This is a genomic window from Cupriavidus sp. F041 (assembly GCF_057814235.1).
In genome coordinates this window covers 4,168,730-4,189,550 of record NZ_JBVASY010000002.1, presented here as the reverse complement: position 1 = coordinate 4,189,550, position 20,821 = coordinate 4,168,730, and the positions used below count along the sequence as shown (strand labels likewise).

The window sequence follows — 20,821 nt, the reverse complement described above, 5'->3', positions numbered from 1 at the left end:
TAAGCCCGTGCCAAGCACGGGCTTTTTTACGCCGGTAGAATCGCCCGATTCTTTGGGACTTCTCATGCAAACCGGCATCATCTACGCGCTGCTCGCCTACACCATCTGGGGCCTGCTGCCGCTCTATATCAAATCCCTGCACGGCATCGCGCCGATGGAGATCCTGCTGCACCGGATGGTGTGGTCGCTGGTGTTCCTGGGCCTGGTGCTCACCTGGCGGCGCCACTGGGGCTGGTTGCGCGGGGTATGGTCCAATCCGCGCCTGCTGGCCGGCTTCGCCGCCAGCGCGCTGCTGCTGAGCGGCAACTGGTTTCTCTACATCTGGTCGGTATCGAACGGGCGGGTGGTGGACGCCAGCCTGGGGTACTTCATCAATCCGCTGTTCAACGTGCTGCTGGGCGTGCTGTTCCTGCACGAGCGGCTGCGCCCCGGCCAGTGGGCATCGATCGCACTGGCGGCCGCGGGAGTGGCCTGGCTGACCGTGGCAGCCGGCCAGCTGCCGTGGATCGCGCTGGCGCTGGCCGCCACGTTTGGCGGGTACGGATTGCTGCGCAAGACCGCCACGCTTGGCGCGCTGGAAGGCCTGTCGCTGGAGACCCTGCTGTTGTTCCCGCTGGCGGCAAGCTCCCTGGCCTACCTGTTCGCTACCGGGCAGGCCGACTTCGGCCAGGCCAGCGGCGGCGTGCAGTTGCTGGCATTGCTGGCCGGTCCCGTCACCGCTGTCCCCCTGCTGTTGTTTGCGGCGGGCGCGCGCCGCATCCCGCTGTCCTTGCTAGGTCTGCTGCAATACACGGGGCCGACGCTACAGCTGCTGCTCGGCGTGTGGCTGTGGAACGAGCCGTTCCCGGCAAGCAAGCAGGCCGGGTACGCAATGATCTGGATATCGCTGGCTGTCTATGCCATCGAAGGCATCTGGGCGGGGCGCCGGCGCAGCGGCGCCGTGGCGGAAGGCTGAGGGAAGGGGGGCTCCTTCCGCTGGAGCCTCATCTTATTCTTGCCAGAAATGAATATCGGAATAAAAATCGAGTCACCATCCATTCCGCTGATGAATATCGAAGATTTCCGACATTTTCACTGAGAAAACGGGTAGGCGGGGCCATCAGATCCTGACACAAATATTCACTGCATCTATCGCGAAAACCCACAGTTCGCGAGCATTCATTGATACAGAGAATACTCATTCCCATCTGCTATCAAATCGTTCAAAACCCTGCCTGCGGTCCAATCCCCCTCAGTAAAGCCCGCGCACCTGCGCATGCAGACGCACCAGGCCGAGCAGCGCATCGATATTGGGCGTAGCAATCCCGACGTGCTCGCCAATTTCCCTCACCGAGGCCACCAGCGCGTCGATCTCCAGTGGCCGCCCCGCCTCGGCATCCTGCAACATTGAGGTCTTGAAGGCTCCCAGCTTGCGCGTAACCTGGCTACGCTCCTCGCCGCTCTGCGCGATCGGGCAGCCAATAGCCGCGCCGATCCGCCCAGCTTCCTCCATCACCGCCAGGCAGAAGCGGTTGACCAGCGGGTCGTCGAGGATGCGGTCGCAAGTCGCGCCGGTCAGCACTGAGACCGGGTTCATCGTCATATTGCCCCACAGCTTGAACCAGATGTCCTGCTGGATAGCCGCGCTGCGCTCGATCTCCAGGCCACCTTTGGCAAGCAGGCTGGCCACCGTTTCGACCTTGCCGGCCGCCATGCCCGAATCGCCACCGGCGGCACCGAGGATCAGGCGCTCGCCAAAGCCATGGCGCACAGTGGCCGGTGCTGGCGTGGAGGCCGTCAGGTGCACCACGCAGCCGATCACCTGCGTGGCCGGAATGGCACGCGCGATGGCGCCTTCCGGATCCACCGCGTGCAGCGACAGCCCCGCGTGCGGACCTGGGCGCTCGAAAAACCACCACGGCACGCCATTCATCGCCGTGACCACCACCGTATCGGGGCCGATCAACGGCCCTATGGCCCGCGCCAGCTGTGGCAATGCCGGGGCCTTCACCGCCAGGATCACCACGTCCTGAGTACCTAGCGCTGCGGGATCGCCTTCCGCGTGAACCTGGAAGGTCTCGCTACGTTCGCCTTCGACCAGGGTCAGACCCTGCGCGCGCAGCGTGGACAGGGTCTGTCCGCGCGCCAGCACATTGAGCCCCTGGCCGGAACGGGCAAGCCGCGCGCCAATAAAACCGCCGACGGCGCCCGCGCCGACGATGCAAAGAGATGTCATGGCCTTCACTCTCGTAGGTTTCTGGGTTTATTCACCGAACGAATCAGATATATCTAATTGCAATACGAACCATCGATAGCATCAATCTCTCGAATCAGCGCCGCGAACACGTCTTCACCCGCGCCAAACTTCGGATTGAACTGCAGCGAGTCCCGCGTGCACTTGCGCTGGATCTCTTCCGGCACGGGCAGCGCGGCACCCATGGCCAGCGTGGCAAGCTGGATCTCGCAGGCGCGGTTTAGCAGCCAGAGGGTGGAGAAGGTGCGCGCGACGCTGTCGCCCCAGGCCAGCAAGCCATGGTTACGCAGGATCACGGCCGGCTTGTCGCCGATATTGCGCACCAGCCTGGGCCCTTCGTCGTCGTGCACCGTGATGCCTTCGAAAGGATGGTAGGCCACCTTGTCGAACAATTGCGCCGCATAGAAGTTGCTAATAGACAGGCCCTGCGCCGAGCAGGCCACCGCCATGCCGGCCGTGGTGTGCGTATGCATCACGCAATGCGCGCCCGGAATACCGGCGTGAATCGCCGCATGCACCACGAAGCCGGCAGGATTGACCGGCCAAGGACTCTCACCGACAACCTGGCCGGCCAGGTCGATCTTCACCAGGTTGGAGGCGGTCACCTCCGCATAGCGCAAGCCGAACGGGTTGATCAGGAACAGTGGCTTGCCGGCATCGCCGCCGGCCTCGGGCGGCAGGCGCAGCGTGATGTGGTTGTAGATCAGCTCGGTCCAGCCCAGCCGGTCGAAAATGCGGTAGCAGGCGGCGAGCTTGACGCGCGCCTCCCATTCCGCCGGGTGACAGTTAGCGACAGCCATGCAGGTCTCCTCTGCGTTTTCGCGCGTCGGTGCGCGCGCCATGGGGTGCTGTTCGGGTGGGGTCGGGCTACGGCACGCGCACGGCGATACCGATGCCTCGATTAATTACCATGTTAATGATTTTGTGGGGCAGGTCAAGCAGGAGGTACCCGCAGGCCCGTACCGACGATCAAGGCAGGGTGTCGCGCATGATCAGCAGCCAGGGCATGTGCGAGTTGGTTACGCCATCGATCATGCCGGAGTCTCCCAGTTCGATCAGTTCCATCGAGACCGATTGCTGGACATTGCCGCCAATCGCCTTGACCAGCCGTGCCGCCGGGTCCACCTCGACGACGATGTCGCAATGCATGGGCGTAGTGCCAAAGCCGATTGCGGCCACGCTCGCCAGGTATTTGTCGCTGCCGCGCCCGGCGCAAATCACATCGCCCGGCCGCGGCATGGCCGGCAGCGGTTCAATGCGGAAGGCCGGCGCGGGCAGGATGCCGTCGCGCGCGTCCACTACGTACATCGAGTGCGAATCGCCGGTGAGGAACTGGCGGTCGTCCAGGCCCGCCTTGCGCATCACCCAGGAAATAAAGACCGCGGACCAGGCCCAGCTGCCCTGGGTGATCTGGTGGCACGTGACCGCCTTGCCGACGATGGCCCAATAGCGCTGCGCCAGCCGGCACCCCTGGGCGGTGGCTTCCATGCCGGTGCCATCGGGAAAGTGCAGGCAGCTTGACTCGCTGCTTTCCTCATCCTCGCGGTCGGCCGTCCGGCCCGTCGCATCGCTGGCGTCCGGATTGCCCTCGGTATCCGTCGCCGCCGGCAGGCCAGGCAGCACCGGCGCTGGCAGTGGGCTATCGGCCACGCAAGCGGTGTCATCGCGGCCCAGGCGCACGGTCTGCCCCCCCCAGCGCTGCCACTCCTGCCAGGCGATCTCGACAATGCGCTGGCGTTGCGTGGCGCCAGGTGTCGTCACGGGGCGTTCGGTGTCAGGCAACGGGATAGCCTGGGGCCGCACCGGCTGGGAAGGCGTGGTGCAACCCGACAGTAGCGCGAGAGCCGTCAGCAAGCTCAGGCCGAGCCGGCGCGCCTGTGGAAAATTTTGTGGGAAACGCTGTGAATAAAACTGTGGAAATCTGCCTGGCGGCGATCGACGGGACATGAGAGGCCTACTGAGCAGGACGCCCGAGACCCTTGTATTTACTGAGGGAAGGCGCCGATAGGGCACGATCTTAACGGTCTTGCGAGGGGTGCGGCGTATACCGCGAAGGCGCAGGATAACCAGTGGGCAAATATTGTGGATAACGCCCCCCGCCTGGCGCTCACCTGCGCCATCAGGCTACGGGTGGCGGCACGGCGGGGTAGATCCAACGGGGCTGGCACGAGACCGCCCGCGGGACTCACTGGTTCACTGCGTCCTTGAACTTCTGGCCAGCCTTGAACTTGACGGTCTTGGCGGCTTCCACCTTGATTTCTTCGCCGGTGCGCGGGTTACGCGCCATGCGCTCGCCGCGCTCGCCCTGGCTGAAGGTGCCAAAGCCGATCAGGCTCAGGGTGTCGCCCTTGGCCACGGCTTCCATGATGGCGCCAAGCGTCACGTTCAGCGCTTGTTCTGCCTTGGCCTTGGTCAGGCCGTCCACGCCGGCCGCGATGGCGTCGATCAGTTCGGTTTTCGTCATGCTTCACTCCGTGTCGAGTTGATAAAACAAGGACGCCTGGCTGGGCCGGCGCGCTGGGCACCGGCGTCGGCAAAGGCGCCGCGGGCCACATCATACCGTGTCGGGCCAGGCGGACTGGGAACAGATTGTTACAGCGCAGGCGCCGCCAGCCCGCGCTGGCTGGGGCTTTGGGGGGATTTGGAGGAACAGCCCGAGACTTTGAGGGCGTCAGGATGGCCCTCAGGCGAAAGAACGCACATAGGTGTCCGACAGGCCATCCGGGCCTGGAAAACGGCTACAGCGGCCTCCTGGCCCCTCTCCGGGGCATTGGCACGATGGTGGTGTGGCCCAGAGGGTCCGGGCGAATTCCCGGCGTATACCTGGACCGCGGGCGGCACCAACGGCAGGTGGCCGTGCTGGCAAGCGCTCTCTGCCCGCCAAAGGGCCTTAGCGGGGCTGTGAGCGACTCTTCAGCCGGAGGCCTAACCCCAGCAGCGCGTACCCAGTGCAGCGTAGCTACGAGGGCACAGGCGCTCCCAGCGCTACCTCATGAACTATTGTGCATGTCCGGCAGCCGCCATTGAGGAATGGTTTTTCGCGGGTATTCGCACCGTGCATGCCTTGCGTGCGGCGCTAACGGCGTGCGTTTACGTCTTGGCCCGCAGATCCCTGCCGGCACAGTAACCTCGTTCCACGCAGGCGCTCGTCGGCAAACCGGAGTCGAACGTATACGCAGCCTTCGAGGGGCGCGCGTATACCTCGCCCGAACATCGCCGCCACGCGTATACGCCGAATTCCCGCGAAAAAACCGTTCGAGACATGGCTGTAAACCGCAGTTCGACCGGTCATTTCGCATTGTTCAAAAAAGAAGCCCCGCCTGAAGCGGGTTCCCGGCAGTTTATTTTTCGGCTGCCTTCTTTCTTTGCCGATAGCAGGACGCTGTCCTTTCGGTTTACTTCTTTCTTTAATGTATACAAATAGTAGTAGTAGGTAAACGGCCGCCTTTTCTGTGGATAACCCGGTAAATACTTTTAAAATCAATGGGTTGTGGGAAGCAGAAGTGGTCGGACCGGATGTTGGCTGCCGTGGATGACTTCGCCTTTTGGATGAGGGGTTCAGGTGCAGCCCTCCGACTTATGCCTGATGCGTCCCCATGCCGACCCCAGGCAGCCCACATGAATCGCATGTCTTTATCCACAGATTTTTGCCAGGTTATCCACATCGCTTGGGCTGGCCGATGGCGGTATACGTGCCGTAAACGTGGGTGGGCGAGGGCTTCTTAAGGCCGTTTACCGGGCGGCAAATCGACGGGACGCACGGCTTGCGGGCAATGCGTATACCTGTTTCGGCGTATACGGGCCGGTCTGTTCGCCCGTATACGTTAATTTGCCGGCAAGGGGGATGCCGCGGCCAATATGGGCAGGTATCATCGCCATCGCGCCGGGCGGCGCACAGCCACGCGCAGTGGCAGGCAGGCGGATCAATACGGGATGGCACATGGCGGAACAGGCAAAGCAAGAGGAATCGAAGCAGGAAGGGACTGACGTGAAAGACGCCGGGAGCGGCAAGGGCGTCAAGAGTCCCAAGGAAGGCAAGCGCAAGACCGCTGCCGACCGCGTCGAAGTGCGTCGCTCGGGCGTGCACGGCAAGGGCGTCTATGCGATCGCGCCGATCGGCGAGGGCGAACGCATCATCGAATACAAGGGCGAGCATATTTCGTGGAAGGAGGCGCTCAAGCGCCATCCGCACGATCCGGCGGATCCTAACCACACCTTCTATTTCAGCCTGGAAGACGGCGATGTGATCGACGCCAAGTTCGGCGGCAACCGCGCGCGCTGGATCAACCATGCCTGCGAGCCCAATTGCGAGGCACGCGAGAAAAAGGGGCGCGTATTCATCCACGCGCTGCGCGATATCGCCGGTGGCGAGGAATTGTTCTACGACTACGGGCTGGTGATCGACGCGCGCTACACCAAGAAACTCAAGAAGGAATTCGAGTGCCGCTGCGGCAGCCCGAAGTGCCGCGGAACCATGCTGGCGCCGAAGGCAAAGAAAAGCCGGTAACAACGCAAGCCACGGCGCAGATGCCTGATCTGCGCCGCGGCTTGATGCGGTTCAGGCGGCGCCCGCCGCCTCGCATGGAATGCGGATCACAAAACGCATGCCGCGCGCCTCAGCCTGCTCGCCGGTGGTGGGCACATCCTCGATACGGATGGTGCCGTGATGCAGCCCGATGATTTCATGCACGATTGCCAGCCCCAGGCCGGCGCCGCCGGGCGGTTGCGCCGGCGCATTGGGGCCCGGCGTATGGTCGCCCCGGAAGAAGCGCTTGAAGACTTCCTCGCGGCGCGCCAGGGCGATGCCAGGCCCGTTGTCTTCCACCATCACGACCGCCATGCCGCGATGGCCAAGTGCCTCGCCGCCGGCGCGCACGGTGATGCGTCCGCCGGGCGGCACATATTTCACGGCATTGTCGATCAGGTTGCTGAGCGCTTCGCGCATCAGCAGCCGGTTACCGCGCACGGTGGACGGTGCCGCGCCGGTAAAGGTGGGGCCGGGCAAGGTCTCGAAGCCCAGGTCGATCTGGCGCGCCAGTGCCTGCGGCACCCACTCGGCACCGGTCTCGAAAGCCAGTGTGGCCAGGTCGAAATGCTCGATCGGGCCCAGCCGCTCCAGCGATAGTCCCGGCTCGGCACGCGCCAGCGACAGCAACTGGTTGGACAGGCGCACCGCGCGGTCGGCCGCCGCTTGCAGCTCGCGCAGGGCGTGGTCCGTCACTGCGGGATCGTCCGACTGCACCGCGCGGTCGGCATGCAGCTTGACCGCGGTCAGCGGGGTGCGCAACTGGTGCGCGGCGTCGGCGATGAACTTGCGCTGCGCATCAAGCGCGTCGCGCAGCCTGGCCAGCAGTGCATTGAGCGCACGGATCAGCGGCTCCACTTCGGCTGGCACCTGGGTTTCGTCGAGCGGTGCCAGCGAGCGCGCGGTCTGGCGGTTGAGCTTGTCGGTCAGGATCTGCAAAGGCACCAGCTCTTCCTTGAGCACATGCGAGAGGATCAGGCTGCCCACCACCAGCAGCAGGATCAGCGGCACCGACACCGACAGCAGGATCTCGTTGGCGGCGGTTTCGCGCCGGTCCAGCAACTCTGCCACTTCCACCACGATGGGCCCGCGCGGGGCGCGGCCAGCCTCGCTGGTGGCCAGTTCGTCCGAAGCCGGGCTGGGCAGGTTGACCGGCAGCCGCACGGCGCGCACCTGGCGCCCGCTGAACCAGGCGTAGAACAGCCGCGCATCGTGCAGCGAAGTCTGTCCGGTGCCGTAGCCCAGCCAGGTATCCATGCCGCCGATCAGCCCATCCGGGCCGTGGATGCGCCAGTAGATGCGGTCGGTGCCTTCGGCCTCGACCAGCGTCTGCGCGATCATCGGGATGTCCTGCTCCAGGCGCGGACCGGCAATGCGGATCTGTTGGGCGATATTGTTGGCCACGCCGTACAGGGCGCGGTCGAATACCTGCGTGGTGTAGTGCGCGGCCAGCCAATAGGAGAGCGAGCCGCTGGTCAGTACCAGCGCAAACAGCGGCGTGGCCAGCGCGCGCAGCAGGTGTACGCGCAGGCTTTGCGTGGAGGCGGTGCGCGCGGGTGCCGCCGCCGAGGGTTGATCCGCCGCCGCGGCAGGCTTTCCGGATACGCCGCCAGCGGTGCCGGTCAGGCCCTCGGGCGGCTGGGGAGGACGTGGGCGCAGCCACATGGCGGGCTTGCTCTGTGCGCGGCGTCAGGTGCCGGCGCGAATCTGCAGCAGGTAGCCGAAGCCGCGCACCGTGACGATCTCCACGTCGCTTTCTTCCAGCTTCTTGCGCACGCGGTGCACATAGACTTCGATGGCGGTGTCGCCGACTGTGTCGCCGCCTTCGCCCGCGGGATGGGCGAAGGTGGCGAGGTGGTCCTGCAGCTGCGCCTTGCTGACCACGCGGCCCTGGCGCTGCAACAGCAGTTCCAGCACGGCGAACTCTCGCGGGGAGAGTTCCAGCGGCTTGCCGTCGATAAACATGCGGCGGTCGTTGCCCGACAGGCGCAGCCGGCCCAGCCGCACGTCGCGCTCGGGCGCGGCCTCGCCATGCTGGCTGCGCCGCAGCAGCACGCGCACGCGCGCTTCCAGCTCCGGCAGGGCAAAAGGTTTGACGAGGTAGTCGTCGGCGCCGGCATTCAGGCCGGATAGCTTGTCTTCGAGCTCGTCGCGCGCAGTCAGGATGATGACGGGCGTGGTGCGGTTGCGGGCGCGGTAGCGCGCCAGCAGGGTCATGCCGTCGATGCCGGGCAGGCCCAGGTCGAGGATGACCAGGTCATGCTGTTCGCGCAGCAGGTGCTCGGTGGCGTAGACGCCGTCGTGCACCACGCGCACCTGATGGCCGGCCTGGGACAGGCCGGCTTCGACGCCACTGGCAATCTGGCGGTCGTCCTCGATCAGAAGGATACGCATGGGGGCAGGAGGAAGCTGGAAAGGAACGGGAAAGCAATAAACCGGTGCGTTGATTAACCGGTTAGCCACCGATTGTACAGGGCGGGGCCGCCTCCGACCTTTCGGTTTGCCTACAGTCCCCTGCGTTGCCGCAGGCGGTGCGCTCAGGCTTTGGCCAGCGACGCGGCAGCGCGTTCGATAAAGCCCGCCAGCTCGGTATCGCGCCGGGTCAGGCCATTGGCGTCATGGGTGGACAGGGTGATATCGACCCGGTTGTAGACGTTGAACCATTCGGGATGGTGGTCGGCCTTTTCCGCCGCCAGCGCCACGCGCGTCATGAAGGCGAAGGCGGCGTTGAAGTCGGCAAAGGTAAAGCGCTTGTGGATCGCGTCGCGGTCTTCGACGAGGCTCCAGCCGGGCAGGGCAGCCAGCAGCGGTGCACGTTCTTCCAGCGAAAGGGGCACGAGGGGCGCAGGGGACATGATGGGCTCGATGGTCGGAAAGGGATAAGCAAAGGATGAAACCGGCCCGCCCGCGCAGCCTTCCAGCCTGTGCGACCTGGGTCGGGGCTGGGGGCCGGGCGGGCATGCCGTCATTGTTTCACAAAGCGCGTGCGTGGGCAGCCTGCAGCCGTTGTGCAAAGGCAGCCGGAGCCGGGATCAGACGTCGTCGCTGTCGGCCCAGCCTTCACGCGTGCCGCGGTTGAGCACGAGGTCGGTGGCGGCCACGTCGCCGGCGCCCAGCGTGGGCAGCGCGCGCAGTTCCTCATAGAGCGGCGCGAAATCCGGGCGGGTAGCGTCGAACAGCTGGTCGAAGCTGTCGATCACGAAGTACGTCTTCTGGAAGGTGTCGATGCGGTAGCGCGTGCGCATGATGCGGCGCACATCGAAGCCGATGCGGTTGGGGCTGGCCGAATCCAGGCTGTAGATCGACTCGCCCTGGCTCGACAGGATCCCCGCGCCGTAGATGCGCAGGCCTTCCGGCGTGCGGATCAGGCCGAACTCCACGGTGTACCAGTACAGCCGCGCCAGCATGTCGAGCGCACCCAGCGAGGCGGCCTTGAGCCCGCCCTTGCCATAGGCTTCCATGTAGTTGGCGAAGACCGGGTTGATCAGCAGCGGCACGTGGCCGAACACGTCGTGGAAGCAGTCGGGCTCCTGCAGGTAGTCGAGCTGCTCTGGCTTGCGCATCCACCAGCTGGCGGGAAAGCGCCGGTTGGCCAGGTGCTCGAAGAACACGGCATCCGGCACCAGGCCGGGCACCGCCACCACCTGCCAGCCGGTGGCGCGCATCAGGGTCTCATTGAGCTGGTCGAAGCTGGGTACGCGGTCGCGCTCCATGCCCAGCGTGGACAGGCCCTGCAGGAATTCGTCGCAGACGCGGCCGCGCAGCATGGTGGCCTGGCGGTCATACAGCTTGCGCCATACCGCGTGGTCGGTCTCGGTATAGCGCTCCAGCGGCTGTGCGATGGTGAAATCGTCGCGCAGCGCCTGGCCGGACAGCAGGCCGGCGTCGAACTGTTCTTTCAGCTTATCGGTCAGGGTGCCGGCAAAGCTGGTTTGGGCGTTGCTTGCCTGGGTGGCGGTAGCCATGGCGTCCATGATGTCTTATCTCCTGCAGATTTACCGCACAGTTTAGCGAGGAGATGACGCAGATGGCCCGCAAAAACGGCTTACTTTCGTATAGTGATGCATTGATCGCGCAAGAATTTGGTATTTTATGCGTGAAATCTGCGAGGGTGCGTTGCTGCCGACAATCGGCGCGCCGCAGCCGGGCCGGGAGGGTTAGCATTCCTTTCGGCGTAGTGCACAACAAGAAGCGATTCTGACTCGACTAACGCGATCGAAGCGACCCAACCATGATCAACCTCGACCCATTCGACCTAGCGCTGCTGGCGGCGTTGCAGACCGACGGCCGTTCCACCCACCAGCAGCTCGCCGAGCGCATCCATCTTTCACCCAGCCAGATCGGGCGGCGCCTGGCGCGGCTGGAAGCCGACGGTGTCATTACCGGCTACCGCGTGGTGCTGTCGCCGCCAGCGCTCGGCCTCGGCGTGCTGGTCTTTACCAGCGTCAAGCTGGCCCACCATGGCGATACCATCGTAGAGCGCTTTCGCGAGGACATTCTGCTGCTGGAGGAGGTGCAGGAGTGCTACTCCGTGGCTGGCGAGGCCGACTACCTGCTGCGCATCATGGTGCCGGACCTGCCGACCCTGGCCGAATTCACCATGAAGAAGCTGATGCGCGTGCCAGGCGTGGAGAGTGTGCGGTCCAACATCGTGCTGACCGCGCTCAAGCGCGACGGGCCGCTGCCGCTGTCGCATTTGCGATAGCCATCGGGCCTGCGCTTCCTGCGCGGACTTGCACTTGCCATCGGCGCATGTCACCCTCGCCGGGTGCCGTAAACGGGAGGGTCAGGATGACGCAGATCGTCGCTCGGATGGACAAGCGTGCGAAACGTGGTGAGTACTGGTGGGCTGGGTGGGCCGCAGCGGCCTGCCTGCAGGTTGTGTTGGCGACGATGCCAGGTTCGGGCCAGGCCGCGCAGATCGCGCGCTTCTCGCCGGAGGGCGAGGTCTCGCGCGTGCGGCAGGTGGCGATCCGGTTTGACGAAGCGATGGTGCCGCTGGGCGACGCACAGGCAAGCCCGCCTGCGGTGGTGTCCTGCAGCGGCAGCGCAATTGCCGGACAGGCGCGCTGGATCGACGCGAAGAACTGGGTGTTCGATTTTGCGCGCGACCTGCCGCCCGGCGTCAAATGCGCGGTGCGCATTGTCGCGGGCCTGAAGAGCGAGGCAGGCAAGGCTTACGCCGGCAAGCCGGAGTACCGCTTCGAGACCGGCGGCCCGACCGTGGTGACGGCGCGGCCAAGTGGCGGCGAGATCGAGGAAGATCAGGTATTCGCGTTGCGCTTCAACGGGCCGGCCACCGCCGGCTCGGTGCGCCGCGCCGCGTGGTGCCAGGCTCAGGGCCTGGGCGAGCGCATTCCGGTGCGGCTGCTGGGCGGCAAGGAGCGCGAGGCCGTGCTGGCCGCGCTGCACTGGAAGCTGAAAGCCGACGAAGCCGACACCGTGCACCTGCTGGCCTGCCAGCAACGCCTGCCGTCCGGGGCGCGCATGCAACTGGTGCTGGGCGGCGGCATTGCCACGCCGTCGGGCCTGGCCACGCGCGACGAACGGCGCTTCGACTACACCGTGCGCGAGCCTTTCGCCGCCAGCTTTACTTGCGAGCGCGAACGCGCGCAGTCGCCTTGCACGCCGTTGCGCCCGATCTCGCTGTCGTTCTCGGCTCCGATCTCGCGCAAGGATGCCGAGCATATCCTGCTCAATACGCCGAAAGGACCGCGGGCTCCGCAATTCGAGCCGGGCGCGGCGCGCGACGCGCCCGTCAGCAGCGTCACCTTCACGCCGCCCTTTGCCGAGAAGACCGAGTTCACGCTGTCGGTACCTGCCGGCCTGAAGGACGACAGCGGCCGCGCGCTGTCCAATGCCGACCTGTTCCCCCTCAAGGTAAGCACGGCCGCGATGCCGCCGCTGGCTAAATTCTCGGCCGCGCCGTTCGGCGTGCTTGAGCGTTTTGGCGAGCTGCCCAAGGGCAAGTCGCCGGCCGACTTCCCGGCCCTGCTGCCGGTGACGCTGCGCAATGTCGAAGCCGACTTGCCCGCGCTGGGGGTGCGCGCGCAAGCCGGTACCGTGCGCCGCCTCAAGGTGGACGACGACGGCGCCGTGCTGCGCTGGTACGGGCTGGTGCGCCGGCTGCACGAGAGCAGCTGGACGCGGGGCGAACTCGATGCCATTCTCGCGGGCCGGTCGCCGTCCGCCGTCAACAACCCGCGCAATGCGCCTTCCATCGAGACCCGTTCGATCTCGCTGCTCGATGGCGCGGCCGGCGCGCGCAAGCTTGCCATCCCGCAATTGTCGGAGCCGGGCGGCAAGGCGCCACGTCCGTTCGAGGTGGTGGGCATTCCCTTGCCCGAAGCCGGTTTTCATGTGGTGGAAATCGCTTCGCCGATGCTGGGCGAGGCACTGCTCGGCAAGCCGGCGCCCATGTACGTGCGCACCGCCGCGCTGGTGACTAACCTTGGCGTGCATTTCAAGCTCGCGCGCGGCCCCGGCAAGATGACCGCGCTGGCCTGGGTTACCACGCTCGACGACGGCAAGCCGGTGGCCAATGCCGCCGTGGCGCTGCGCGATTGCAGCGGCAAGCTGCTGGCATCGGGCCGCACCGATGCCGCCGGGCTCGCCAGCTTCAACGGCGTGGACGACGTGCGCGAACGCAGTTGCGACGACACCGGGCTGTCAGGCTATTTCGTCTCCGCCCGCATTGCCGCCGACCATCCGCAGGCGCGCGGCCAGGCCGACATGGCCTTCGTGATGTCCGGCTGGAACCAGGGCATCGAGAGCTGGCGCTTCAACGTGCCGACCGACACCAGCGTGGTGCCGGACGTGCGCGTCCATACGATCTTCGATCGCACCTTGCTGCGTGCGGGCGAAACAGTGTCGATGAAGCACCTGATCCGCACCGAGACCGCGAATGGCTTTGCGCTGCCGCCGGCAGGCGATCCCTTGCCGGAGAAGATGGTCATCCGCCATGAAGGCAGCGGCCAGACCTACGAGCAGCCGGTGCAGTGGCGCACCACCGCCACCGGCGGGCGCAGCGCCGAGAACACTTTCGCGATTCCGCAGGCGGCCAAGCTGGGTATCTACTCGGTATCGTTCAGCGATGCGAAGGATCGCGTGCTCGACAGCGGCAGCTTCCGCGTCGAGGCGTTCCGCCTGCCGGTGCTGGCGGGGACGCTCAAGGCTGGCAGCGGCGGGGCGCTGGTGGCGCCGCCCGAGGTGCCGCTCAACCTGGAAGTGCACTACGTATCGGGCGGCGGCGCGGCGGGCCTGCCGGTACAGGTGTCGGCACTGCTGCGCGACAAGTACGTGCGCTTTGCCGACTACGACGGTTACGCCTTCGATGCGCCGCGCAAACCGCGCAAGGACAGCGGCGGCGACGAGGACGAGAGCGAGGACGGCGCCGCGCAGCGCGAAGAGGCGCAGAAGCTGGTTGCCGACAAGCTGCCGCTCAAGCTGGACAAGAATGGCAGCGGCACGCTGAACCTCAAGAACATGCCCAGGCTGGATGCGCCCAAGGACCTGGTGGTGGAATCGGGCTTTGCCGACCCCAACGGCGAGATTCAGACGCTGCGGCAGACCGTGCCGCTGTGGCCGGCTGGCGTGGTGGCGGGGATTCGCACGGAGAGCTGGGTTTCGATCAGGCAGAAACTCCTCGTACATGCTGTGGCGCTCGATCCGCAAGGGCGGCCGCAGGCCAATGTGCCGATCGCCCTGCGCGCGCAATTGCGCATCACCACGTCTGTGCGCAAGCGCGTGGTGGGCGGCTTCTATCGCTACGACAATCGCAACGAGAGCAAGGATCTCGGCAGCGTGTGCGAGGGCAGGACCGACGCGCAAGGCCGCATGCAATGCGAAGTTTCGTTGCCCGAGGCCGGCCAGGTGGAGCTGATCGCGCAGGCCAGGGATAACGCGGGACGCGTTTCGCAGGCTGCCACCTCGGTGTGGGTCACGCGGCAGGGCGAACTGTGGTTCGGCGGCGAGAACAACGACCGCATCGACGTGCTTCCCGAGAAGAAGGCGTATGCGCCGGGCGAGACCGCCGTGTTCCAGGTGCGCATGCCGTTCCGCCACGCTACCGCGCTGGTGGCGGTGGAGCGCGAGGGCGTGCTGGAAACCAGCGTGGTGGAGCTCAACGGGCGCGATCCCACCGTGCGGGTCAAGATCAGGCCGGAGTGGGGGCCCAATGTGTATGTGTCGGTACTGGCGCTGCGCGGACGCTTGCGCGAGGTACCCTGGTATTCCTTCTTCACCTGGGGCTGGCGCCAGCCGGGCGAGTGGTGGCAGGCGTTCCGCAGCGAGGGCCGCGAGTATGCCGCGCCCACCGCGCTAGTCGATCTGTCCAAGCCGGCGTTCCGCCTCGGGCTGACGGAGATTCGCGTGGGCAATGAGGGCTACAAGCTCGATGTGAAAGTGACGCCGGACAAGACCAGTTATCCGGTGCGCGGCAAGGCGCAGGTGGCCGTGCAGGTGAAGCTGCCCGACGGCAAGCCCGCGGCCAATGGCGAAATCGCGCTGGCCGCGGTCGATGAAGCGCTGCTGGAGCTGATGCCGAACACAAGCTGGAACCTGCTTGACGCCATGCTGCGGCGGCGCAGTTACGGTGTGGAGACCGCTACCGCGCAGATGGAAATCATCGGCCGGCGCCACTACGGACGCAAGGCGGTGCCGGCCGGCGGCGGCGGCGGCAAGAGCCCCACGCGCGAACTGTTCGATACCTTGCTGCTGTGGAACCCGCGCGTGCAGCTCGACGGCGACGGGCGGGCCACGCTGACGGTGCCGCTTAACGATTCGCTCACGCGCTTCCGCATCGTCGCCGTGGCGGACCTGGGCGTGAGCCGCTTTGGCAGCGGCAGTGCCAACATCGCCGCCACCCAGGATCTGCAACTGATCTCGGGGCTGCCGCCGCTGGTGCGCGAGGAGGATCATTACCGCGCGATGTTCACCTTGCGCAACACGACGCAGCGCGCGATGACGGTGCAGGCCGTGGCGCGTGTCAGTGCGCCGGGGCAGACCGGACAGTCTCAGGCGCTGCCGGCGCAGACCGTGGAGATTCCCGCCGGCGAATCGCGTGAGACCGGCTGGGACGTCGGCGCGCCGCTGTTGCCCGCGGGATTGCTGGTGCAGGAGGGCACGGTGCAGTGGGAGGTGGAAGCCACCGAGACCGGCAAGGCCGCCGGCGCCAGCGACCGCGTGAAGCTCTCGCAGCAGCTGGTGCCTGCGGTTCCGCTTACCGTGCAGCAAGCCACGCTGGCGCAACTGGCGCCGGATCTGTCGGTGCCGGTGCGTGCGCCGCAGGGCGCGCTCGCGGACGCCACGGGCCAGCCTCGCGGTGGCCTGCAGGTGAACCTGCAAGCTTCGTTGGCGGGCGGCATGCCGGGCGTGCGCGACTGGTTCCGCAACTATCCGTTCTCGTGCCTGGAGCAGCGCGCCTCGCGCGCGGTCGGGCTGGGCGATGCGGCGCAGTGGAACGCGCTGGCGGCGCAGTTGCCCGGCTATCTCGACGACGACGGGCTGGCCGCGTATTTCCCGCTGCAAAACGAGGGGAATGCCGGCAGCGAAGTGCTGACCGCATACCTGCTGGCGGTGTCCGACGAAGCCGTGCGCGCGGGCCTGCCACTGCGCCTTCCCGACGAGACGCGCGAGCGCATGGAACGCGGGCTGGCCGCCTTCGTCGAGGGCCGCATCAAGCGCGAACGCTGGGCGCCCACGCAGGACCTGGAAGTGCGCAAGCTGGCCGCGCTCGAAGCGCTGTCCCGCAACGGGCACGCGCAGGCACGCATGCTCGGGTCGATCCAGATCCTGCCCGCGCAGTGGCCAACCTCGGCGCTGCTCGACTGGATCGCCGTGCTGTCGCGCGTGCAGGATATCCCGCAGCGCGACGAGCGGCTGGCGCAAGCGCAGCAGATCCTGCGTTCGCGGCTGACAGTGCAAGGCACGCGGCTGGCGTTCTCCACCGAGCGCGACGACAACTGGTGGTGGCTGATGAGCGGCGGCGATTTCAATGCGGCGCGCCTGCTGTCGCTGTCGCTCGACCTGCCGGGCTGGAAGTCGGAAAGCGCGCAACTCGCAACCGGCCTGCTCGGCCGCCAGATGCGCGGCGCCTGGGGGACCACCACAGCCAACGCGTGGGGCGCGCTGGCGATCACGCGCTTTGCGCAAGCCTTCGAGAAGACGCCGGTGGCGGGCGCGACGCGCGTGACGCTGGAGGGCGTGCCCGAGGCCGCGCGCAGCTTCGACTGGGCGCGCGCCGCGAAGGTCGATGGCGTGGCCGGAGGCAGCGTCAGCCTGCCGTGGCCGCGCGCGGGGGTTGCCGCCAACCTGCGCGCCGACCAGGAAGGCGCGGGCAAGCCCTGGGCCACCGTGCGCGCGCTGGCGGCGGTACCGCTGGCCTCGCCGCTGTCGGCGGGCTACCGCATTACGCGCAGCGTGACGCCGGTGGACCAGGCGGTGGCGGGCAAATGGTCGCGCGGCGACAGCTATCGGGTGAAGCTCCAGATCGACGCGCAGGCTGATATGACCTGGGTGGTGGTGAGCGATCCGGTGCCTGCCGGCGCCACCATCCTCGGCAGCGGCCTCGGGCGCGATTCGGAGATCGCCTCGCGCGGCGAGCGGCGCAAGGGGGCATGGCCCGCATTCACCGAGCGCACGCCGCAGGCCTTCCGCGAGTATTACGCCTACATGCCGCGCGGCAGCGCCACGGTGGAATACACCGTGCGGCTGAACAACGCCGGCGAGTTCGCCTTGCCGCCCACGCGGGTGGAGGCGATGTACGCGCCGGATGTGTTCGGCGCGCAACCCAATGCCAGACTGACCGTAGGAGCACGCCCTTGAGCTGGCTTGCGATGATGATGCCCGCGCGGGTGCGCGAATGGTGGCTGGCGGGCACGATGGCCGGGCTGGTCTACGGTGGCCTGCTGGTCACAGTGGCGATGGATTCACCACCCGGCGCGCCGTTGAATGGGCAGATCGCCTTCCAGCCGGTATGGAAGACGGCGATGGCGCTGCTGCTGGTGCGCGCGGCGCGATTCCACCCGCCGCGCCGCGAACGGCGCTGGCTGATGGCGGCGCTGCTGTTCTCGGCGACCGGCGACTTCCTGCTGGCAATGCCGTGGCTGTCGTTTTCCTTTATCGGCGGGTTGGGGGCCTTCCTGATCGCGCACTTCGCTTACCTTGGCTTGTTCCTGCCGATGGCGGGCGACTTGCGGGCGCATCGCCTGCTCGCCTGCGGCATGGTGCTGGGCGCGGCCGGCGTCATGCTCGGGCGCTTCTGGCCCAACCTGGGCACGCTGGTGGTGCCGGTCTCGGTCTATGTGGTGGCGCTGGCGTCGATGGTTTGCGCCGCGCTGGTGGCGAAGCTGCCGACGGCGCTGGCGGCTATCGGCGCGGTGTTCTTCGCCGTGTCCGACGGTTTGCTCGGCAGTGCGCGTTTCCTGGTGCCGTTCGATACCTTCGCGCTTGGCATCTGGTGGACTTACGCGGTCGCGCAGGTGTTGCTGGTGGCCGGCGTGGTAGCCGGGCGAAACGAATGAACGCAAGCCGGTACGCCGTGCGCGCCGTCCTCCTCGCTGCTTGTGTGGCGAGCGCGCAGGCCCATGCACTACCCACCTTCGATGGCGTGCGCGCAAGCTGGCGCAGCGCCGACGTGGTGGTGCTGGACCGCCACGGCGAGCCTTTGTCGCGCGTGCGCGACGACTTCCGCGCGCGGCGCGGCGACTGGGTCACGCTGGCGGAGATTTCGCCAGCGGTGCGCACCGCCATCGTGCTGTCCGAGGACCGGCGCTTCTATGCGCATAGCGGTGTTGACTGGCAGGGTGTGGCCGCCGCCGCCTGGGCCAATCTGTGGAACACGCGCACGCGCGGCGCGTCCACCCTGACCATGCAGCTCGCGGGCTTGCTCGACGAAGGCCTGCGGCGTGCCGAGGGCGGGCGCAGCGTGAGCCAGAAGATGGCGCAGGCCGTGCGCGCCGCGGCGCTGGAGCGCAGCTGGAGCAAGGACCAGATACTCGAGGCCTATCTCAACCTGGTGCCGTTCCGCGGCGAGCTGGTGGGATTGTCCGCACTGTCGCAGGCGCTGTTCGGCAAGTATCCCAGCGGGCTCGATGCACGCGAGGCGGCGCTCGCGGTGGCGCTGGTGCGCGCGCCCAATGCACGCGCGCCACAGGTGGCGCAGCGCGCCTGCGGCATCCTGCGCGAACAGCAGTTGCCCAAGGCGTGCGACGGGCTGGACGGCTTTGCGCAACTGGCGTTGCTGCGCAGTGGCGGCGGTGCGGGCAACGCATCTGCATCCTCCGCACAGACGTCGGCCCTGGCGCGGGATCTCGCACCGCATCTGGCGCGCCTGCTGGTCGCGCAGGCGCGTGCCGCGGGCACCGTACCGCCCACCATCACATCCACCCTCGACGCTGGCTTGCAGCGCGCCGCTTCGCGCAGCCTGGACCGTCATCTGCGCGAACTCGCCGGACGCAACGTGGAAGATGGCGCGGTGGTGGTGATCGACAATGCCAGCGGCGATGTGCTCGCCTACGTCGGTTCGTCAGGCGCCCTGTCGGCGGCCGCGCAGGTCGACCACGCGGCGGCGCCGCGCCAGGCCGGCTCCACACTCAAGCCTTTTCTGTACGAGCAGGCGCTCGAGGCGCGGCGGCTGACCACGGCATCCCTGCTCGACGACCGGCCGGTCAACCTGCCTACCGGCGGGGGCGGCGGGCTCTATGTGCCGCAGAACTATGACCGGCAGTATGCGGGTTGGGTCAGCATGCGCGCGGCGCTGGCTTCATCGCTCAACGTCCCTGCGGTGCGCACGCTGGTGATGGTGACGCCGCATCGGTTCCACCAACGCCTGACGGCGCTCGGGCTGCCGCTTGCGCAGGCTGGCGACTACTATGGCTACAGCCTGGCGCTGGGCAGCGCCGACGTACCGCTGGCCGCGCTCACCAATGCGTATCGCGCATTCGCCAACGGCGGGCGCTACGCACCCGCACGATGGCGCACCGATGCGGCGCCCGGGGCGGCGCGCGCCGTGATGTCGCCGGCTGCCAGCTACCTGGTGGCGGACGTGCTGTCGGACCGCCACGCGCGTGCGCGCACGTTCGGTCTCGACAGCCCGCTCACCACGCGCTTCTGGACCGCGGTCAAGACAGGGACGTCGAAGGACATGCGCGATAACTGGTGCGTGGGCTGGTCGCAGCGCTACACCGTGGGGGTGTGGGTGGGCAACGCCAGCGGCGCGAGCATGCACGAGGTGTCGGGCGTGTCCGGCGCGGCGCCGGTGTGGCACGAAATCATGGAAGCCCTGCACCGCTCGGTGCCTAGCGTGGCGCCGGTCATGCCCGCGGGCGTGGAGCGCGTACCGCTGCGCTTTGCCGATGATCTCGAACCCGCTCGCGAGGAAGTCTTCCTGGCCGGTACGGCATTGCGCATGGTCAACCTGGCCAGCGCGGATAGCGTGCGCGGCGCGGCGCGTACGGAAAAGCAGGGCGGCGGCCAGGATCGCGCAGCCGCCATTGCAAGTCCCGCCGACGGCACCGTGTTCGCGCTCGATCCGGATATCCCGCCGACGGCGCAGCGTGTGTGGTTCCACGCCGAAGGCGTCAGCGGGCAGACCGCGCAGCGCGTCAGCTGGCGCATGGACGGCAAGCTGCTGGGGCGCGGCGGGCAACTGGCCTGGCTGCCCTGGCCGGGCCGGCACCAGGTGGAACTGCTGGATGCCGCCGGCAAGGTGGTGGACCGGATCGGCATCGAGGTGCGCGGCGCGGTGGCGAAGGCGCCGCTGAATACGCCGGCACCGGCGCGAGCAGTGCGCGCGCCATGAGGAATTCGACGAACACGCACCTCGGCACGATTTCATGACGTGCTACCTGGCCGCCTCCGGGACGGATTTCCCCTCGGCCCTGGCTGCATGAGCATGAGCAAGCTCTCTGGCGCCCATGACGATGGAAATTACATGCACGCGATTAATCTCATATCGTCAAAACTAATCAATGCTATCGATACGGGTGATATGCGTGGCCCGTATCGCAGTAGTGGGTACGCGTTACCCAAGTGGCGAGATCGCCGATAATCCAGCATCGCGA

14 protein-coding genes are annotated in these 20,821 nt (G+C 66.9%); 6 read left to right on the top strand and 8 right to left on the bottom strand.

The genetic code is table 11. The features are described from left to right. Positions 1–64: 64 nt before the first annotated feature. Positions 65–955, top strand: a complete 891-nt coding sequence (gene rarD, locus ACZY0R_RS36645; protein WP_488865393.1) for an EamA family transporter RarD — start codon at positions 65–67, stop codon at positions 953–955. 276 nt (positions 956–1,231) lie between these two features. On the opposite strand, the gene ACZY0R_RS36640 is transcribed toward rarD, so the two are convergent. From ACZY0R_RS36640 to ACZY0R_RS36625, 4 genes are all read right to left on the bottom strand, one after another. Continuing rightward, positions 1,232–2,215 carry a 2-dehydropantoate 2-reductase gene (locus ACZY0R_RS36640; protein WP_488865391.1) on the bottom strand — a complete coding sequence of 328 codons (984 nt, stop codon included), beginning with the start codon at positions 2,213–2,215 and terminating at the stop codon, positions 1,232–1,234. Between the two features lie 53 nt (positions 2,216–2,268). Beyond that, entirely contained in the window at positions 2,269–3,075 is an 807-nt protein-coding gene (locus ACZY0R_RS36635) for a class II aldolase/adducin family protein (protein ID WP_488865389.1), read from the bottom strand. A gap of 127 nt (positions 3,076–3,202) precedes the next feature. After that, a complete protein-coding gene (locus ACZY0R_RS36630; RefSeq protein ID WP_488865387.1) occupies positions 3,203–4,180 on the bottom strand; it encodes a DUF2272 domain-containing protein in 978 nt (325 codons plus the stop codon). A gap of 238 nt (positions 4,181–4,418) precedes the next feature. Beyond that, positions 4,419–4,697, bottom strand: a complete 279-nt coding sequence (locus ACZY0R_RS36625; RefSeq protein ID WP_006162250.1) for an HU family DNA-binding protein — start codon at positions 4,695–4,697, stop codon at positions 4,419–4,421. A 1,476-nt stretch (positions 4,698–6,173) separates the two neighbouring features. On the opposite strand from ACZY0R_RS36625, the gene ACZY0R_RS36620 reads away from it, so the two are divergent. Further along, positions 6,174–6,740 (top strand): SET domain-containing protein, encoded by a 567-nt coding sequence (locus ACZY0R_RS36620; RefSeq protein WP_488865385.1) that lies wholly within the window; start codon positions 6,174–6,176, stop codon positions 6,738–6,740. A gap of 51 nt (positions 6,741–6,791) precedes the next feature. Here the strand turns inward: ACZY0R_RS36620 and ACZY0R_RS36615 are convergent, their stop codons facing one another. From ACZY0R_RS36615 to phhA, 4 genes are all read right to left on the bottom strand, one after another. Then, positions 6,792–8,423: a sensor histidine kinase gene (locus ACZY0R_RS36615; protein WP_156177375.1), complete on the bottom strand. Its 1,632-nt coding sequence runs from the start codon at positions 8,421–8,423 to the stop codon at positions 6,792–6,794. Between the two features lie 24 nt (positions 8,424–8,447). Next, positions 8,448–9,152 (bottom strand): response regulator transcription factor, encoded by a 705-nt coding sequence (locus tag ACZY0R_RS36610; protein WP_035865653.1) that lies wholly within the window; start codon positions 9,150–9,152, stop codon positions 8,448–8,450. A 143-nt stretch (positions 9,153–9,295) separates the two neighbouring features. Beyond that, a complete protein-coding gene (locus ACZY0R_RS36605) occupies positions 9,296–9,613 on the bottom strand; it encodes a 4a-hydroxytetrahydrobiopterin dehydratase (RefSeq protein WP_488865382.1) in 318 nt (105 codons plus the stop codon). Between the two features lie 177 nt (positions 9,614–9,790). Beyond that, positions 9,791–10,723, bottom strand: a complete 933-nt coding sequence (gene phhA / locus ACZY0R_RS36600) for a phenylalanine 4-monooxygenase (RefSeq protein WP_035865727.1) — start codon at positions 10,721–10,723, stop codon at positions 9,791–9,793. A gap of 266 nt (positions 10,724–10,989) precedes the next feature. Here phhA and ACZY0R_RS36595 point away from each other — a divergent pair, with 266 nt between their 5' ends. The 4 genes from ACZY0R_RS36595 (at position 10,990) to pbpC (ending at position 20,559) form a co-directional block, all read left to right on the top strand. Next, complete coding sequence (locus ACZY0R_RS36595; RefSeq protein WP_035865659.1) at positions 10,990–11,463, top strand: Lrp/AsnC family transcriptional regulator; 474 nt, start codon at positions 10,990–10,992, stop codon at positions 11,461–11,463. Positions 11,464–11,549: 86 nt separating this feature from the next. Further along, positions 11,550–17,582, top strand: a complete 6,033-nt coding sequence (locus ACZY0R_RS36590; protein ID WP_488865380.1) for an alpha-2-macroglobulin family protein — start codon at positions 11,550–11,552, stop codon at positions 17,580–17,582. Further along, complete coding sequence (locus tag ACZY0R_RS36585) at positions 17,579–18,280, top strand: lysoplasmalogenase (protein ID WP_488865378.1); 702 nt, start codon at positions 17,579–17,581, stop codon at positions 18,278–18,280. The genes ACZY0R_RS36590 and ACZY0R_RS36585 overlap by 4 nt, the downstream gene beginning before the upstream one ends. Then, positions 18,277–20,559 (top strand): penicillin-binding protein 1C, encoded by a 2,283-nt coding sequence (gene pbpC / locus ACZY0R_RS36580; protein WP_488865376.1) that lies wholly within the window; start codon positions 18,277–18,279, stop codon positions 20,557–20,559. Before ACZY0R_RS36585 ends, pbpC begins: the two co-directional genes overlap by 4 nt. Positions 20,560–20,821 lie beyond the last annotated feature (262 nt).